The 14,922-nt window shown below is 44.8% G+C and carries 15 protein-coding genes; 1 reads left to right on the top strand and 14 read right to left on the bottom strand.

The features are described from left to right. Positions 1-42: 42 nt before the first annotated feature. The 8 genes from TOL_RS07270 to TOL_RS07235 all read right to left on the bottom strand — a co-directional run bounded on the left by TOL_RS07270 (position 43) and on the right by TOL_RS07235 (position 4,890). Entirely contained in the window at positions 43-822 is a 780-nt protein-coding gene (locus TOL_RS07270) for a hypothetical protein (protein ID WP_015486665.1), read from the bottom strand. 79 nt (positions 823-901) lie between these two features. After that, complete coding sequence (locus TOL_RS19265) at positions 902-1,639, bottom strand: HNH endonuclease (protein ID WP_015486664.1); 738 nt, start codon at positions 1,637-1,639, stop codon at positions 902-904. A 105-nt stretch (positions 1,640-1,744) separates the two neighbouring features. After that, the gene (locus TOL_RS07260; RefSeq protein WP_015486663.1) at positions 1,745-2,149 is read right to left on the bottom strand and encodes a hypothetical protein; all 405 of its coding nucleotides are present in this window, start codon (positions 2,147-2,149) and stop codon (positions 1,745-1,747) included. 92 nt (positions 2,150-2,241) lie between these two features. Beyond that, positions 2,242-2,994, bottom strand: coding sequence for an NYN domain-containing protein (locus TOL_RS07255; RefSeq protein WP_015486662.1), 753 nt, complete (start codon positions 2,992-2,994; stop codon positions 2,242-2,244). 36 nt (positions 2,995-3,030) lie between these two features. Beyond that, complete coding sequence (locus tag TOL_RS07250; protein ID WP_015486661.1) at positions 3,031-3,552, bottom strand: GNAT family N-acetyltransferase; 522 nt, start codon at positions 3,550-3,552, stop codon at positions 3,031-3,033. A 20-nt stretch (positions 3,553-3,572) separates the two neighbouring features. Beyond that, on the bottom strand, positions 3,573-3,938 hold the full coding sequence (locus tag TOL_RS19500) for a GNAT family N-acetyltransferase (RefSeq protein WP_041588440.1): 366 nt from the start codon (positions 3,936-3,938) through the stop codon (positions 3,573-3,575). Between the two features lie 183 nt (positions 3,939-4,121). Further along, the gene (locus TOL_RS07240) at positions 4,122-4,517 is read right to left on the bottom strand and encodes a VOC family protein (protein ID WP_015486659.1); all 396 of its coding nucleotides are present in this window, start codon (positions 4,515-4,517) and stop codon (positions 4,122-4,124) included. Positions 4,518-4,530: 13 nt separating this feature from the next. Further along, on the bottom strand, positions 4,531-4,890 hold the full coding sequence (locus TOL_RS07235) for a DUF1801 domain-containing protein (protein ID WP_015486658.1): 360 nt from the start codon (positions 4,888-4,890) through the stop codon (positions 4,531-4,533). A 347-nt stretch (positions 4,891-5,237) separates the two neighbouring features. Here TOL_RS07235 and TOL_RS07230 point away from each other — a divergent pair, with 347 nt between their 5' ends. Then, the gene (locus tag TOL_RS07230; protein WP_015486657.1) at positions 5,238-6,200 is read left to right on the top strand and encodes an integron integrase; all 963 of its coding nucleotides are present in this window, start codon (positions 5,238-5,240) and stop codon (positions 6,198-6,200) included. A 63-nt stretch (positions 6,201-6,263) separates the two neighbouring features. On the opposite strand, the gene sucD is transcribed toward TOL_RS07230, so the two are convergent. From sucD to TOL_RS07200, 6 genes are all read right to left on the bottom strand, one after another. Next, positions 6,264-7,136: a succinate--CoA ligase subunit alpha gene (gene sucD, locus TOL_RS07225; RefSeq protein ID WP_015486656.1), complete on the bottom strand. Its 873-nt coding sequence runs from the start codon at positions 7,134-7,136 to the stop codon at positions 6,264-6,266. Then, positions 7,136-8,302 (bottom strand): ADP-forming succinate--CoA ligase subunit beta, encoded by a 1,167-nt coding sequence (sucC, locus tag TOL_RS07220; RefSeq protein ID WP_015486655.1) that lies wholly within the window; start codon positions 8,300-8,302, stop codon positions 7,136-7,138. Before sucC ends, sucD begins: the two co-directional genes overlap by 1 nt. Before the next feature lie 78 nt (positions 8,303-8,380). Beyond that, positions 8,381-9,820: a dihydrolipoyl dehydrogenase gene (gene lpdA / locus TOL_RS07215; RefSeq protein ID WP_015486654.1), complete on the bottom strand. Its 1,440-nt coding sequence runs from the start codon at positions 9,818-9,820 to the stop codon at positions 8,381-8,383. 38 nt (positions 9,821-9,858) lie between these two features. Then, entirely contained in the window at positions 9,859-11,079 is a 1,221-nt protein-coding gene (odhB, locus tag TOL_RS07210; RefSeq protein ID WP_015486653.1) for a 2-oxoglutarate dehydrogenase complex dihydrolipoyllysine-residue succinyltransferase, read from the bottom strand. A gap of 28 nt (positions 11,080-11,107) precedes the next feature. Continuing rightward, positions 11,108-13,945: a 2-oxoglutarate dehydrogenase E1 component gene (locus tag TOL_RS07205; protein WP_015486652.1), complete on the bottom strand. Its 2,838-nt coding sequence runs from the start codon at positions 13,943-13,945 to the stop codon at positions 11,108-11,110. 265 nt (positions 13,946-14,210) lie between these two features. Next, complete coding sequence (locus tag TOL_RS07200) at positions 14,211-14,921, bottom strand: succinate dehydrogenase iron-sulfur subunit (RefSeq protein WP_015486651.1); 711 nt, start codon at positions 14,919-14,921, stop codon at positions 14,211-14,213. Position 14,922 lies beyond the last annotated feature (1 nt).

Genomic DNA, 14,922 nt, shown 5'->3' with positions numbered 1-14,922 from the left:
CGTTAAATCGGGGGAAGATCAGGCGCGTAGTTGATTGACTTGTTATACGCTGCCAGATTCACTTTCTGAAGTCTCTCGACTTAATTTATTAATAAGACTCGGCACTAACCTTTCGCTGGCACCAGCGAGTAAAGCAACAGCAAGAACTAGGTAATACTCGTTATTTTGATATACCTCGCCACCGAAAATAAGGCCTGACTTCACTAAAAGTGCCATAAAAAAACCACCGATACAGCCTGCTACGATCCGAGACATTCCATCAAGAATATGTGCTACCTTTCCTTCAGTTGCGTTAATTTTAATATTAGATGTTCGGGTTACTATGGACATCAGAGCGCCCACACCTCCAATTATAAAGGATAGAAATATTTCTGAATTTAAAATTTCTATGTATTCTTTCAGAAGAAGAGACGCCAAATACAATAAAAATAATACTGAGACAGAAATATATGCAGAACTATAAAACCACTGCCTCCCCAGCTCTCTATTTTTTTGTGCTATATGTTGCTTTGCCTCATTTATTAGGGACGTTGCCATTACTAAATCATTTCGCATAAAAGCCCTACTCAATGCTTCAGCTAGCAATTTTCTACAACTAAATAAGTATGGCGTGCCTGCCAGAAATTCAGATTTTGCCTCTTGAATTGCAACCTGATTTAAGACTGCGCTAATATCTTCCGGTAACTGCCTATTGACCTTCCACATAATATTGTCATAAATATCAATATAAACAATTGTATCGGCACTCTTTTCTATAACAGCTTTAATTTCAACGCCATGATCAGGATCTACGTCACCTATATTTAACTTAGCATAACTCACATGAATTCCTCGATTGACGATTTTTTATAACGTCGCAAATCAGCCGCGCCGCTTTTTGGCGTCGGCTGGATTTGCCTTGTTATGTGCGGCTTTCAATTATTTGCCTCAATTGCTGAATGCTCAACGCAGGACGCGTGATGTGAATCATTGCATGACAGTTAGGGCACACAGGAACCAACTCTGTTACAGGATTGAGTTCATATTCCTTTCTGATTTCTGAAATTGGCACAATGTGGTGAACATGAATATAGTTCTTACCAATTTCACCATATGTTTCTTCAAAATCGAATGAGCATACTGCGCATTTATAGCCATGATGAGTTAGGCATTTTGACCTTGCTTCTGCGCTCCGTTCATACTGATTAACTGTTACAGTTTTAGAAGCACCTTCTTTAAATACTTCCTTGGGATCTACTTCCTCGGGTAAACGAGTTCCTTGTGTTTCGTCGGACGCGTACCAACTATTATCAATGCGGACTAATGTTTTTTCGGTCAGCTTTGGCGTAAAGCCTTTGATTTTTGCTGGTGCGCCATCTTCTTCACTTGCTGCCATATATTCCATCGGGAAGGTTTTGAGCTGGTAGCCTTCTTCCTCAATCAACCTGATATGTTCTCGTGACTGAGGATAACCGGGCTGCTTACCACCCTTAGGACTAATTTCCCAATCTTCGCTGAAAATGAGGGTCATATTCCCGTCATCATTAACATCCCAGGCACCAAAAATGATGAGCTTTTCCGCATCATTGATAAACGACCAGCTCCAGTTCCAGTTCTTACAGGTTGCCCCTTGAGATTCTATAAATTGTTTTCTACTCATGCGGAGCCTCGATTCTTAAGCACATAACGCCCCGCTAGAAGGCGAGCGAAGCGAGTCCTAGTAAAGGCCACGCTTTTTGTGACCGCAACGAATTTCAGCGGTTTGTTAGGCGGTGCCATGCCGAAGCGCCACTACGTTGAGCCCAGACACCGCAAGGTACAAGACGCCAGATATACTTGCCGGATATTGCTGGGTAGCAATACACGCAATTATGATCCCCAGGCCAAGCAGAGAGAGCAAGACGTTACTAACTAGTAATATTTTTCGTAGACTCCTTCCTACAACTAAGGGATAGCCAAGTATGGTTGTCAAGTTTGGATTAATAGCAACGGCTGAACCAAAGTAGTTAGCTGAAAGGCCTAAAACGAATAGCCCACCCATCAATGTATACAGGTTTCCTGAGCTTGATTTTAATAGCAATAGAATTGCACCGGAGAATATCAAGATCGACAAAAACCAATTAAATCCACGTAGTAATGCGTAGTTCTTTTCAATATTGGTTGATTGCATTTAAATCTCCTTACTCAGCTTAACGCCGTGCTTAGGGGCCGCAGTGCAGCGCAGCGTAACGGAGGTCCCAGCGCAGCGACTACAGCACCTTGTTAAGCATTTTTGGGTTTATAAGCAACGATATTCACTGTGCCCTTGCCTTTATACTTCTTCATTTCAAAATCACTGCTGAGGCTCTGAATAATCTCAGGCAACTTTGTTGCCCCATAGGTTCTTGGGTCAAAATCAGGCGTTGATCGTTTAACAAACGACCCCGCAGATGCTACGTTTGCCCAGCCTTCATCATCTTGGTATTGCTCCCACGCTTTCTTAAGCAGAGGCACCAACTCTGAAGTGCTCGCTTTCTCTGACGTGGTGACTTCGTGAACTACAGGCTCTGATTCAGGGGCTGGCGATGATTCAGCACCTAGGTTTTCCGTGAAAATGAAATCGTCACAGGCATTTCTAAATGAAATTGGCGTCTTCTTTTCACCGACACCAAAAACAAATATTTCTGACTCTCTAAGCCGAGAGGCAAGCTTTGTAAAGTCACTGTCACTCGAAACCAGTGCGAAAGCATCAAATTTTCCAGAATAGAGCAAATCCATTGCGTCAATAATCATTGATGCGTCTGTAGAATTCTTACCTGTTGTGTAAGCAAATTGCTGAATTGGCTGAATTGCCAATTCATTTAAAGATTGCTTCCAATTTTTGAGATATTCACTAGACCAGTCTCCGTACGCTCTTTTTATTACAACATGCCCATGCGCCGATATCTCGTCCAAGATTGCTTTCACTTTCGAATATTGAGCGTTATCTGCGTCAATTAGTACAGCTACTTTCTTGTGATCATCCAAATCTTTCATTCAAACTCCAATTTTGATACTGAGTATGCTTAACGCCTACAGCAGGCGCGCCGCTTTTTGGCGTCGCTTGCCTGTACTTGTTAGCAGTTGATATCTAGCCACCTTAAAGTTCGGCATTTCTTTTAAATCTACAAAGTCGAAGCCGCACTGCTGGTAGAAGCGATGGAGTTCTGACCGGTCGTCACAGTCCAAGCGAAGCCAGCTAAGGCCTCTAGCATCGGCAGCTCGAAGAACCTTTGAGACAGCTATTATCCCGTTTCCTTTGCCCTGAAAAGTTGGATCGAGAGCGAGTTTGTGTACGAACAAACTATCATTCTCATTGATTTCAGGCCAAAACATTGGATCGGACTCTTGAAGGAAGACCACTCCAATGCGCCTATCATTTAGCATCAAAAAGTGAAGGTCCTCCAGACTGTAGGACTCTTTCAGACCCTGCATCGATACTTGATCCATCGTCCACAAATGCCGACCTAAATGCGCTAGACGATCGACGACTCGACACAGAATTTCTGAAGCGTTGGTCCAGTCACTGCTTTTTGTAGCTTTCGCTATGTCCATGAGCTACTTCCTGCTAACGCTCAGCTTAACCGGGCGGCTTTGGAACGCCAGTGGAAAAGCCGGTCCGTGTTCAAGCTGTTGTTAGAGGCGATAGTAAGCCGCATCGCCTCCGGCTGCCCTTGAAACCCTAGGCTACGCCAGAACGATAGTGCCACGTAGTTGTCCGAATGAACATCAAGCTGCACGGCATGCGCGCTACTCCACACCTCTCCTGTCAGGAACCTGAACGCGCTACGTCCAACACCTCCGCGGCGATACGGTTGCCTGATCAAAAACTGACGCAGGTGAATCTCGGAGCCACCTCTGAACAAGGCATATCCAATCGGCACGATTGACCGGAAAAACAGGACGCACTCATAGTCACGGAGAGCCAACCAAGACCTCATACGCTATTCTAACGCCTGCCGATCAAGATCCGTCTTGTGACCGGACGCTTCGATCATCTCTTGGTTCAGTTCCGCTAAAATCGGCGCGTCCAACTCTGTTGCGTAGCGGGCTTCTTCCATGCCGGTCTCCTGCGCTCTAACGCTGCATTCAGCGGTTTAACCGCTGCAATGCCTTGTTATAGCTTAGTTTTGAATCGGGGTACATAATTCGATTAAGATGCCAGACGGACAACGAATGTAGGAAACAATCTGCCCCCAAGGTTTTGTTTCAGGCGACTTTAACTCAACAGCACCATATTGTATTGCACGCTGATGGAGGCCACTAACATCAGCGGTTACGAGCGCTATTTCTATGCCTAATGGTTTATCAGATTCCGTAGAGCTTATATACCCGCCAGAAAAATTTGATAGCCCTAACTCATGAGATGCGAAGGCTAGAGTTGTTTCACCAGAATCCAATTCCCCATAGTCATTTTCGTCAGTGATAAAGCGTCGTTTCATTTCAAATGCTTTTTCAAAGAATGTCAAAGCCATATCGACATCACATACATAATTGATTGTGTATCCGAATTTTACCATTCGATATTTTCCTTTAGTTATTCACTGCTTGATTTACAAAGTACGCGATATTTTTTTGAGAAATATCGTCACTTTCGTATATCTTTAGGTGGCGCCTCTTTTTACCACTACCTTCCAAAACAGAGTCAGTATCTATAAAGTTAGCCCCATTACTGAATTCGATTGAAATATGTTCTTTGTATGTATAAATGCCACCAACCAATATATTTGACACATTAAAGACCAAACCATCATATTTAATTCCTTCAACTAATTCTTCATTAGCCTTTAAGAAGATATCCCTTATTGCAATCACCATATCAAACTGCTCAGAGGATATGGACTGTATATCAGAAAGGAAGTCGTTTACTTTGTCGCTCGTTGAAAAATCCATATTCCTCATACTCCCAATGCTGGAGAGCTATAACAGCTTAATAGTGTGCCGGCACACTTTGCCGGTTTTGACAAAGTTCCAATTTGATCGTAACTCATTGTTTTAAAAGGGGCATATTCCATTACACTGCTAATCCATTCTGTGAAAGTGTGCGCGCACACTATTTCGGTTTTGTATGGCACACTAACTTGTAAACCAAGTTTGTAACTTATTGATTTAAGTTGGGTTTAAGCTATCACCCACTGGCAAAGCGTGCAACCCGATTTGTAAAGTGTGCCACAGTTTCTTGCCTTTGCAAAAATACACTGTATAAATAACCAGTACACCTTTACAAATGGAGGTCACGGATGGCCAAGAGCAAATTCCTCACTGATATACGTCAGTTTATGCGCTTAAATGGGTACAGTATTCGTACTGAAAACACCTACATCTATTGGATTCGTTTTTATATCCGCTTTCATAGGTTACGACACCCAACGGAGTTAGGTGCCGAACATGTGGTTATGTTCTTAAGCTTCCTTTCTAATAAACGTGATGTCTCGATCAACACTCAGAAGGTTGCGTTAAATTCACTGGCTTTTCTGTACAACAAGTATCTTAATCAGCCGCTTGGGGATCTGGGTTTTACATATGCAACTAAGCCCCAGCGTTTACCTACGGTCATTTCGTCAAATGACGTTGGTAAAATTCTTAATTGCATGAATCCTCGTGATCGGCTGATATTTTCGCTTCTGTTTGGATCAGGGCTGCGTATTTCTGAATGTATGAGATTGAGGTTAAAAGATTTAGATTTTGAACATGGCTCGCTCTCTGTTCACGACGGCAAAGGGAACAAGGATCGTACAACGATTCTTCCAGTAAGCCTTAAACCTCTTTGTGATGAATTTGTACAAAGTGCGATTAAGATTCAGCAAAAAGATAATACGGAGGGAGTTGGCCCTTCTATGCCAAGGGCGTTAGGGAGAAAGTATACTCATGCTTATCGGCAGCCTGCATGGATGTTTTTATTTCCTTCAGCCACGCTATGTCGCCATCCTCTTTCTGGGATTCTATGCCGACATCATTTGGACGCTTCCGTTGCGCGCAAGGCGCTAAGCAAAGCCGTTGCCAGCAGTGGTATTCTGACGAAACGGATTACATGCCACACATTTAGGCACAGTTTTGCGACAGAGTTATTGAGAAACGGCAGAGATATTCGAACAGTTCAGGAGTTGTTAGGCCATAGTGATGTTGCCACAACACAAATTTACACTCACGTATTGGGGCAGCATTTTGCGGGCACAACCAGTCCATTAGATTATTTGCAGTAATAAACACCCACAAAAAAGCCCGCGATCTTTGCAGATAGCGGGCTTTTTAAAACGCTAATTAACTTACCAGCCGGTGAGTTCTTTTAGTGTTTTACCAATGTCTGCAAGGCTTTTACACGTTGCAACACCGGCATCGTTCAGCGCGGCAAACTTCTCGTCTGCTGTGCCTTTGCCGCCAGAGATAATCGCACCGGCATGGCCCATACGCTTACCTGGAGGTGCTGTTACACCAGCAATATAGGAGACAACAGGCTTAGTCACGTTAGCTTTGATATACGCTGCGGCTTCTTCTTCTGCAGTACCACCAATCTCACCGATCATAACAATGGCTTCGGTTTTTGGATCTTCTTGGAATAACTTCAAAATATCGATGAAGTTACTACCAGGAATTGGGTCGCCACCAATACCAACACAGGTTGATTGGCCAAAGCCGTAATCTGTGGTTTGTTTAACCGCTTCGTACGTTAATGTACCAGAGCGAGAAACAATACCGACCTTACCCGGCAGATGAATGTGGCCCGGCATAATGCCGATTTTACATTCGCCTGGAGTGATAACACCTGGGCAGTTTGGTCCGATGAGGCGCACGCCTAATTCGTCGCATTTAACTTTTGCATCCAGCATGTCCAAAGTAGGAATACCTTCGGTAATACACACAATCAATTTGATGCCGCCGTTGGCTGCTTCAAGGATTGAGTCTTTACAGAATGCAGCCGGAACATAAATAACTGAAGCTTCTGCGCCGGTAGCAGCAACGGCATCGGCTACGGTATTAAATACTGGCAAACCTAAATGCGTTTGACCGCCTTTACCTGGGGTAACGCCGCCAACCATTTTTGTACCGTAGGCAATGGCTTGTTCAGAGTGGAATGTACCCTGTGAACCAGTGAAGCCTTGGCAAATAACCTTGGTATCTTTATTAATTAAAATACTCATTATTTGCCCTCCGCAGCTTTAACTGCTTGTTCTGCTGCATCCGCTAAGCTGGTTGCTGCAATGATATTTAGTCCGCTGTCGGCCAGTACTTTAGAGCCTAACTCAGCGTTGTTACCTTCGAGTCGTACAACAACCGGTACTTTCACACCGACTTCTTTTACGGCACCGATAACGCCTTCGGCAATCATGTCGCAACGTACGATACCGCCGAAGATATTAATCAATACAGCTTTTACGTTTTCATCAGATAGAATAATTTTAAACGCTTCTACAACGCGTTCTTTGGTAGCACCGCCGCCTACGTCGAGGAAGTTAGCGGGCTTGCCACCATGCAGCTTTACAATGTCCATGGTGCCCATGGCTAGGCCTGCGCCGTTAACCATACAGCCGATATTGCCATCGAGTGCTACGTAGTTTAATTCGAATTTCGCTGCGTGTGCTTCGCGCTCGTCTTCTTGCGAAGGATCATGCATTTCTTGCAGATCTTTATGGCGATATACAGCGTTGCTGTCGATATTCAATTTGGCATCTAGGCAATGTAGATCGCCTGCTGTGGTAACAACCAGCGGGTTAATTTCTAACAATGCTAAATCTTTTTCGTGGAACAGCTTCGATAAGCCTAAAAAGATCTTAACGAATTGGCTAACTTGTTTGCCTTCCAGACCAAGTTTGAAGGCTAATTCACGTCCTTGATAAGGCTGTGCACCAACCAGCGGATCGATTTCTGCTTTTAGAATTTTTTCTGGCGTTTCGTGTGCAACTTTTTCAATTTCAACACCGCCTTCGGTCGACGCCATGAAAACAACGCGACGACTTGAACGGTCAACGACAGCGCCCAAGTATAATTCTTGTGCAATATCCGTGAGCGATTCAACCAGAATACGACTTACCGGCTGGCCTTTTTCGTCAGTCTGATAAGTTAGTAGGTTTTTTCCCAACCACTTATTAGCAAACTCTGCGATTTCCTCTTTTGAGGAAACGAGCTTTACACCGCCCGCTTTACCGCGGCCACCGGCGTGTACTTGAGCTTTAACAACCCAACGGTCACCACCAATTTTGTCGGCGGCTGCAGCAGCTTCTTCGGCAGTTTTGGCTGCATAACCAGTAGAAACTGGTAGGCCATACTGAGCGAAAAGCTGTTTACCCTGATATTCGTGAAGGTTCATCGCTTTTATCCTGTTGTTCAATTAATGCTGGTGTATATACAGCCATAAAACAAAGGCCCGGTAAACCGGGCCTTAGTATTATTTCTTCGTGCGGCGATTCGCTTTATGGATCGCTTGGTTATTCACAGCGAGCGCTGCTTCATGAACCGCTTCAGACACGGTTGGGTGTGAGAACACCATCATACCAATGTCTTCTGCACTGGAGCCGAACTCCATCGCAATCACCATTTGCTGGCATAGATCACCAGCATTTGGCCCAATCACGCTAGCACCCAAAATACGGTCGGTTTCTGCATCAGCAATGATTTTAACGAAACCATCGGTATCTGCAGAGGCCATAGCACGACCATTTGCAGCAAATGGGAACATGCCTACATTGTATTTTTCACCGGCTGCTTTTAGTTGGTCTTCGGTTTTACCAACCCAAGCAATTTCTGGGTGAGTATAGATAACAGAAGGAATTACGTCGTAGTTCAATTGCGCTTTATGGCCAGCAATACGCTCAGCAACCATCACACCTTCTTCAGATGCTTTATGCGCCAACATTGGACCACGAACAACGTCACCTACAGCCCACACGCCTGGAGCGTCGGTTGAGCAGGTTTCATCAACGTGGATAAAGCCACGCTCATCCATATTAACGCCTGAGTCACCGGCCAATAAACCTTCGGTAAATGGACGACGACCTACAGCAACAATTAATTTATCGAACTCTTCTGACTTCTCGCCTTCGGAGTCTTGGAAAGTAACGACAACGCTATTTTCTTTCAACTCAGTACCGGTTACACGTGCACTAACACGGATATCCATACCTTGCTTGGTAAATAGTTTTTGCGCTTCTTTGGCTACGGTTTGATCAACTAAGTGTAGGAAGTTATCTTGTGCTTCTAGCACAACAACTTCAGAACCTAAACGGCCCCATACGCTGCCTAATTCCAAACCAATAACACCAGCACCAATAACGCCTAAACGCTTAGGCACTTCGGTAAATTCCAACGCACCCGTCGAATCAACAACAATATTGCCCGACAAAGGCGCCGGTGGAATATTTACCGGAACAGACCCAGTAGCAATAATTACGTTGCTTGCTTCGATTATTTCAGTCGTACCTGCGTGATCGGTAAATTCAACTTTTTTACCGGCTAGCAGTTTGCCTTTACCTTCTAATGGAGTAACACCATTAGCTTTAAATAAGGTAGCAACGCCCATGGTCAGATTTTTTACAATCTGCTCTTTACGCTTAAGCATCACGCCGATGTCCATCGACACTTCACCAACAGCAATACCGTGAAGACCAAATTTTTCTTTGGCTTCTTCGTATTTATGCGAGCTATCGAGTAATGCTTTTGAAGGAATACAGCCCACGTTTAAGCAGGTACCGCCAAACACAGGTTTATTTTCTTTATTCAACCATTTATCGATACAGGCTGTGCTTAAACCTAATTGTGCACAGCGGATAGCCGCAACGTAACCAGCTGGCCCGCCACCGATCACTACGACATCAAACTTCTTGCTCATGTGTAATTCCTTAACCTAACTGTTGAAATACCCGTTGCTTAAATGTCTAGCAATAAACGAGCTGGGTCTTCCAGAAGGTCTTTAATGGTAACCAAAAATTGAACTGCTTCCTTGCCATCGATCATGCGGTGATCATATGACAGCGCCAAATACATCATAGGTAGAATAACTACCTGACCGTTAACGGCCATTGGGCGTTCTTGGATCTTGTGCATTCCCATAATCGCCGTTTGTGGCGGATTTAGGATTGGCGTAGACATTAATGAACCGAAAGTACCACCATTAGAAATGGTGAATGTACCACCTTGCATTTCATCAATACCCAACTTGCCATCGCGAGCACGTAAGCCGAAATCTGCAATCGTACTTTCAACTTCAGCTAATCCCATGCCATCGGTGTCGCGCAAAATAGGCACAACTAAACCACGTTCAGTTGATACCGCAACGCCAATATCCTGATAGCCGTGATATACCATATCATTGCCGTCAATAGACGCATTGACCGCAGGGAAGCGCTTCAATGCCTCGGTGGCCGCTTTCACAAAGAAAGACATAAAGCCAAGCTTAACGCCGTGCTTCTTCTCAAACTGGTCTTTGTACTTTTTACGCAGCTCCATGACTGGCGCCATATTCACTTCGTTGTACGTTGTCAGCATGGCTGCTGTTTGTTGCGCTTCGACTAAACGACGAGCAATCGTTGCACGCAAACGAGTCATTGGTACGCGTTTTTCAATTCGCTCACCATCGGAGACAAAAGCAGGGGCTGCTGGTGTTTCTTTCTTCGGCGCAGGGGCAGCACTAGGTGCTGGCGCTGCCGGTTTACTATCACCTGTTTTAAGATGATTTAGCACGTCTTCTTTGGTGACACGGCCGTCTTTACCGGTTGCAGCAATAGAAGCAGCCTGAACACCGTTTTCTTCTGCAATTTTACGTGCCGCAGGACTCATGATTACGTCGCCGGACGGTGCAGCTGAAGCAGCCGCAGCAGGTGCCGAGGTTTGTGGAGCAGACGCTTCAACAGCACCCTCAACAAAAATAGCTAGAACTTCATCACTTAATACAACATCACCCTCTTCTTTCAGTAAGTTCTTCAACATACCGTCAGCAGGTGCGACTACTTCAAGTACCACTTTATCAGTTTCAATATCGACCAATAGCTCGTCGCGCTGAACTGCTTCGCCCGGCTTTTTATGCCAAGTTGCCACTGTGCCATCCGCAACTGACTCAGGAAAAGTGGGTGCCTTAATTTCGATGCTCATTAGTTTTTCCTTAATATTCCTGATTTGCCTAGCCCGCTAAATTTAGGGCGTCACGAATTAATTGTTCTTGCTGCTTCAAATGCAGCGCCATGTAACCTGCAGCCGGCGACGCAGATAAATCGCGACCAGCGTATTTCAAATGTAGTTTCGGATTTAAATCTTCCGCCACACGACGCATATGATGCTGACTACTAAACCAAGCTCCCATATTCATTGGTTCTTCTTGCACCCAATAAATCTCTGAAGCATTTGTAAATTTAGATAGTAGTTTAGTCAATTGTTTCGCAGGGAACGGATAAATCTGTTCAATACGTACAATCGCAATATTGTCGATTTCTTCTGCGCGACGACGTTCTAATAAGTCGTAATATACTTTGCCGGAGCACATTAAAATCCGATCTACTTTTTCCGGCTCGATCTGATCAATCTCATCCAGACAAGTGCGGAAACGACCATCGGTTAATTCTTCCAATGTGCTTGTCGCTAACTTATGACGCAACAAACTCTTAGGAGACATAACCACTAGCGGCTTACGCAACGGACGAATCGCCTGACGACGAATCATGTGATAAACCTGAGCTGGTGTAGAAGGGACACAAATCTGAACATTGTGTTCCGCACATAATTGCAAATAGCGCTCTAAGCGAGCTGAAGAGTGTTCTGGGCCTTGACCTTCATAACCGTGCGGTAACAACATGGTTAAGCCACATAAGCGACCCCACTTGTGTTCACCACTGGAAATGAATTGGTCGAATACCACCTGCGCGCCGTTCGCAAAGTCACCAAACTGAGCTTCCCAAATCACCAATGTTCCCGGTGTTGTAGTCGCATAGCCATATTCAAAACCTAACACAGCTTCTTCAGATAAAAGCGAATCGTACAATTCAAAAGGGGCTTGGTCCGCACTCAAATTCGCGATTGGAGAATAAGCAACGCCGTCTTTCTGATTGTGCAAAATTGCGTGGCGATGCGAGAACGTACCGCGACCAACATCCTGACCAGTAATACGCACGGCATGACCTTGATCAACCAAGGTTGCATAAGCCATTACTTCTGCAAAACCCCAGTTGATTGGCATAGCACCCGCCGCCATACGACGACGGTCTTCCATAATTTTCTCAACTTGGCGCTGCACCTGAAATCCGTCTGGGATTTCTTGCATTTGATGCGCTAATTCCTGCAAACGCTTAACGTCGAAGGTGGTATCAGCTTTGGTTGTCCATTCGTGGCCCAAATAAGGAGTCCAATCTACGAACAATTCTGTGTTTGGTTCTTTAACCAAACTTTTAACCACATGTTGACCATTATCCAGTGCAGTTCGATATTCTTCTTCCAACTGCTTGCTGTACTCTTCTGTCAGGGTACTTTCAGCAATTAATCGCTCGGCATACAAAGTACGCGTGGTCGGTTGCGCTTTAATTTTTGCGTACATTAATGGCTGAGTACCTGATGGCTCGTCCGCTTCGTTATGGCCACGACGGCGATAACAAACCAAATCGATTACAACGTCTTTTTTGAACTCGTTGCGATAATCAACCGCTAATTGAGTCACAAATAATACTGCTTCAGGGTCATCGCCATTAACATGAAGAATTGGCGCTTCTACGATTTTTGCTACGTCGGTGCAATATTCCGTGGAACGAACATCTTCACGTTTGGACGTGGTAAAACCAACTTGGTTGTTGATTACGATGTGAATCGTACCACCCGTTTTGTATGCACGTGTTTGCGATAACTGGAAGGTTTCCATTACAACGCCCTGACCAGCAAAAGCGGCATCACCGTGGATTAATACGGGAACAACTTTTTCGCCAGTTTTGTCTTTACGACGATCTTGACGCGCACGAACAGAACCTTCAACAACTGGGGATACGATTTCCAAATGCGATGGGTTAAATGCCAACGCCAAATGAACTTCGCCGCCAGACGTCATTACGTTTGAAGAGAAGCCTTGATGGTATTTAACGTCGCCATGAGATTGATAAGATGCCTTACCATCAAACTCATCGAATAAATCAGACGTTTTCTTACCTAAGGTGTTAATCAAGGTATTTAAACGACCACGGTGCGCCATACCGATAACAATTTCTTTAGCACCGTAAGTTCCGCTACGTTGGATTAATTCATCCATTAACGGAATTAAACTTTCGCCGCCTTCCAAACCAAAACGCTTAACACCTGGGTAACGTGAACCTAAATATTTCTCTAAGCCTTCGGCTGCGGTTAGGCGCTCAAGTAAATGTAGTTTTACTTCTTCACCGTATTTAGGGTGTGCACGTACACTTTCTAAACGTTGTTGAAACCAACGTTGCTCAACAGTGTTAACGATGTGCATGTATTCAGAGCCAACGGTACTGCAGTAGGTGCGCTCTAATGCATCAACGATGTCTTTAAGAGGAGCTTCAGCCTGACCAATAAACAACGAGCCAGTCTGATATACCGTGTCTAAATCTGCGCGGGACAACCCATGAAACTGCAAATCTAAATCGGGTACAGATTCACGAACCATTAATCCTAATGGATCGAGTTTAGCGTGCTGGTGACCACGGCCACGATACGCATTAATTAATTGTAGAACTTGAACTTGCTTCCGTTCGAAATCACTACTTACCGACCCTTGTGAAGCTGGACGAGAGCGGTGTTGATTTTTTGAAAGAAGTAAAAATTGTTCCCGAATGGGCTTATGGGGCGTGTCGACTGAAGTTGATTCATCAACTCTGGGTAACTGATCAAAATAGTTACGCCACTCTTCCGGCACTTCATTAGGATCCCTAAGGTAAGTTTCGAAGAGTTCTTCTATATAGGCAACGTTACCTCCCGATAACTGGGAAGTACTCCATAGTTGCTCCATTGTATGCTCGTGCATTTACGACCACCCTGTTTAATACATAAACGAGGGAATCACCCACAGAGTGTACGCACCGACTCTAGCGCAAGGCGAGATAGAGGGCCGACCGGATAGATCGCGAGGCCTCTGAGATGACCGGGGATGCCCCGTTCCCTCAACTAAAGATTTAGCTTAGTCAAAAATAGGACTTTGTGAGTTCTATTTTTAAAAAATGTTAACGTAAGTGGGCTGTATGTCCAGCCCAACTTACGTCTAATACCACTAGAAGGTCTGTGATATCGTTTTACAGCTGCTGAGAAAGCAACATATTACGAATGTGACCAATGGCGCGAGTTGGGTTCAAACCCTTAGGGCACACATTGACACAGTTCATAATGCCACGGCAACGGAAAACACTGAATGGATCGCTCAATTCCGCCAATCGTTCTTGTGTCATCGTGTCACGGCTATCCGCTAAGAAACGGTATGCCTGCAACAAGCCAGCAGGACCAACAAACTTATCTGGGTTCCACCAGAAAGATGGGCAAGAGGTTGAGCAGCATGCACACAGAATACACTCGTACAAACCGTCTAACTTCTCACGCTCTTCTGGAGTTTGCAGACGTTCGATAGCCGGAGCTGGTGTATTGTTCACCAAGTAAGGCTTGATCTTTTCGTACTGCTTGTAGAACAAAGACATGTCGATAACCAAGTCACGAATAACTGGCATACCAGGTAATGGACGCAGCACTAGCTTGTCCATTTTGCCTTTTGTTGCTTCAGAGATTGGCGTAATACAAGCCAAACCGTTCTTACCATTAATGTTCATGCCATCGGAGCCACATACGCCCTCACGGCAAGAACGGCGGTATGAGACCGATACGTCCTTCTCTTTTACTAAGTTCAGAACATCCAGAACCATAAGATCTTTTCCCGCAGGGAGAGCAATCTCATAGTCTTGCATGAACGGCGCTGCATCCTTTTCAGGGTTGTAGCGATAGATACTAACTAACATA

It is taken from the genome of Thalassolituus oleivorans MIL-1 (assembly GCF_000355675.1).
GTDB lineage: Bacteria > Pseudomonadota > Gammaproteobacteria > Pseudomonadales > Oceanobacteraceae > Thalassolituus > Thalassolituus oleivorans.
The sequence above is the reverse complement of the archived record's forward strand: the minus strand, read 5'-3'. Positions and strand labels throughout refer to the sequence as shown.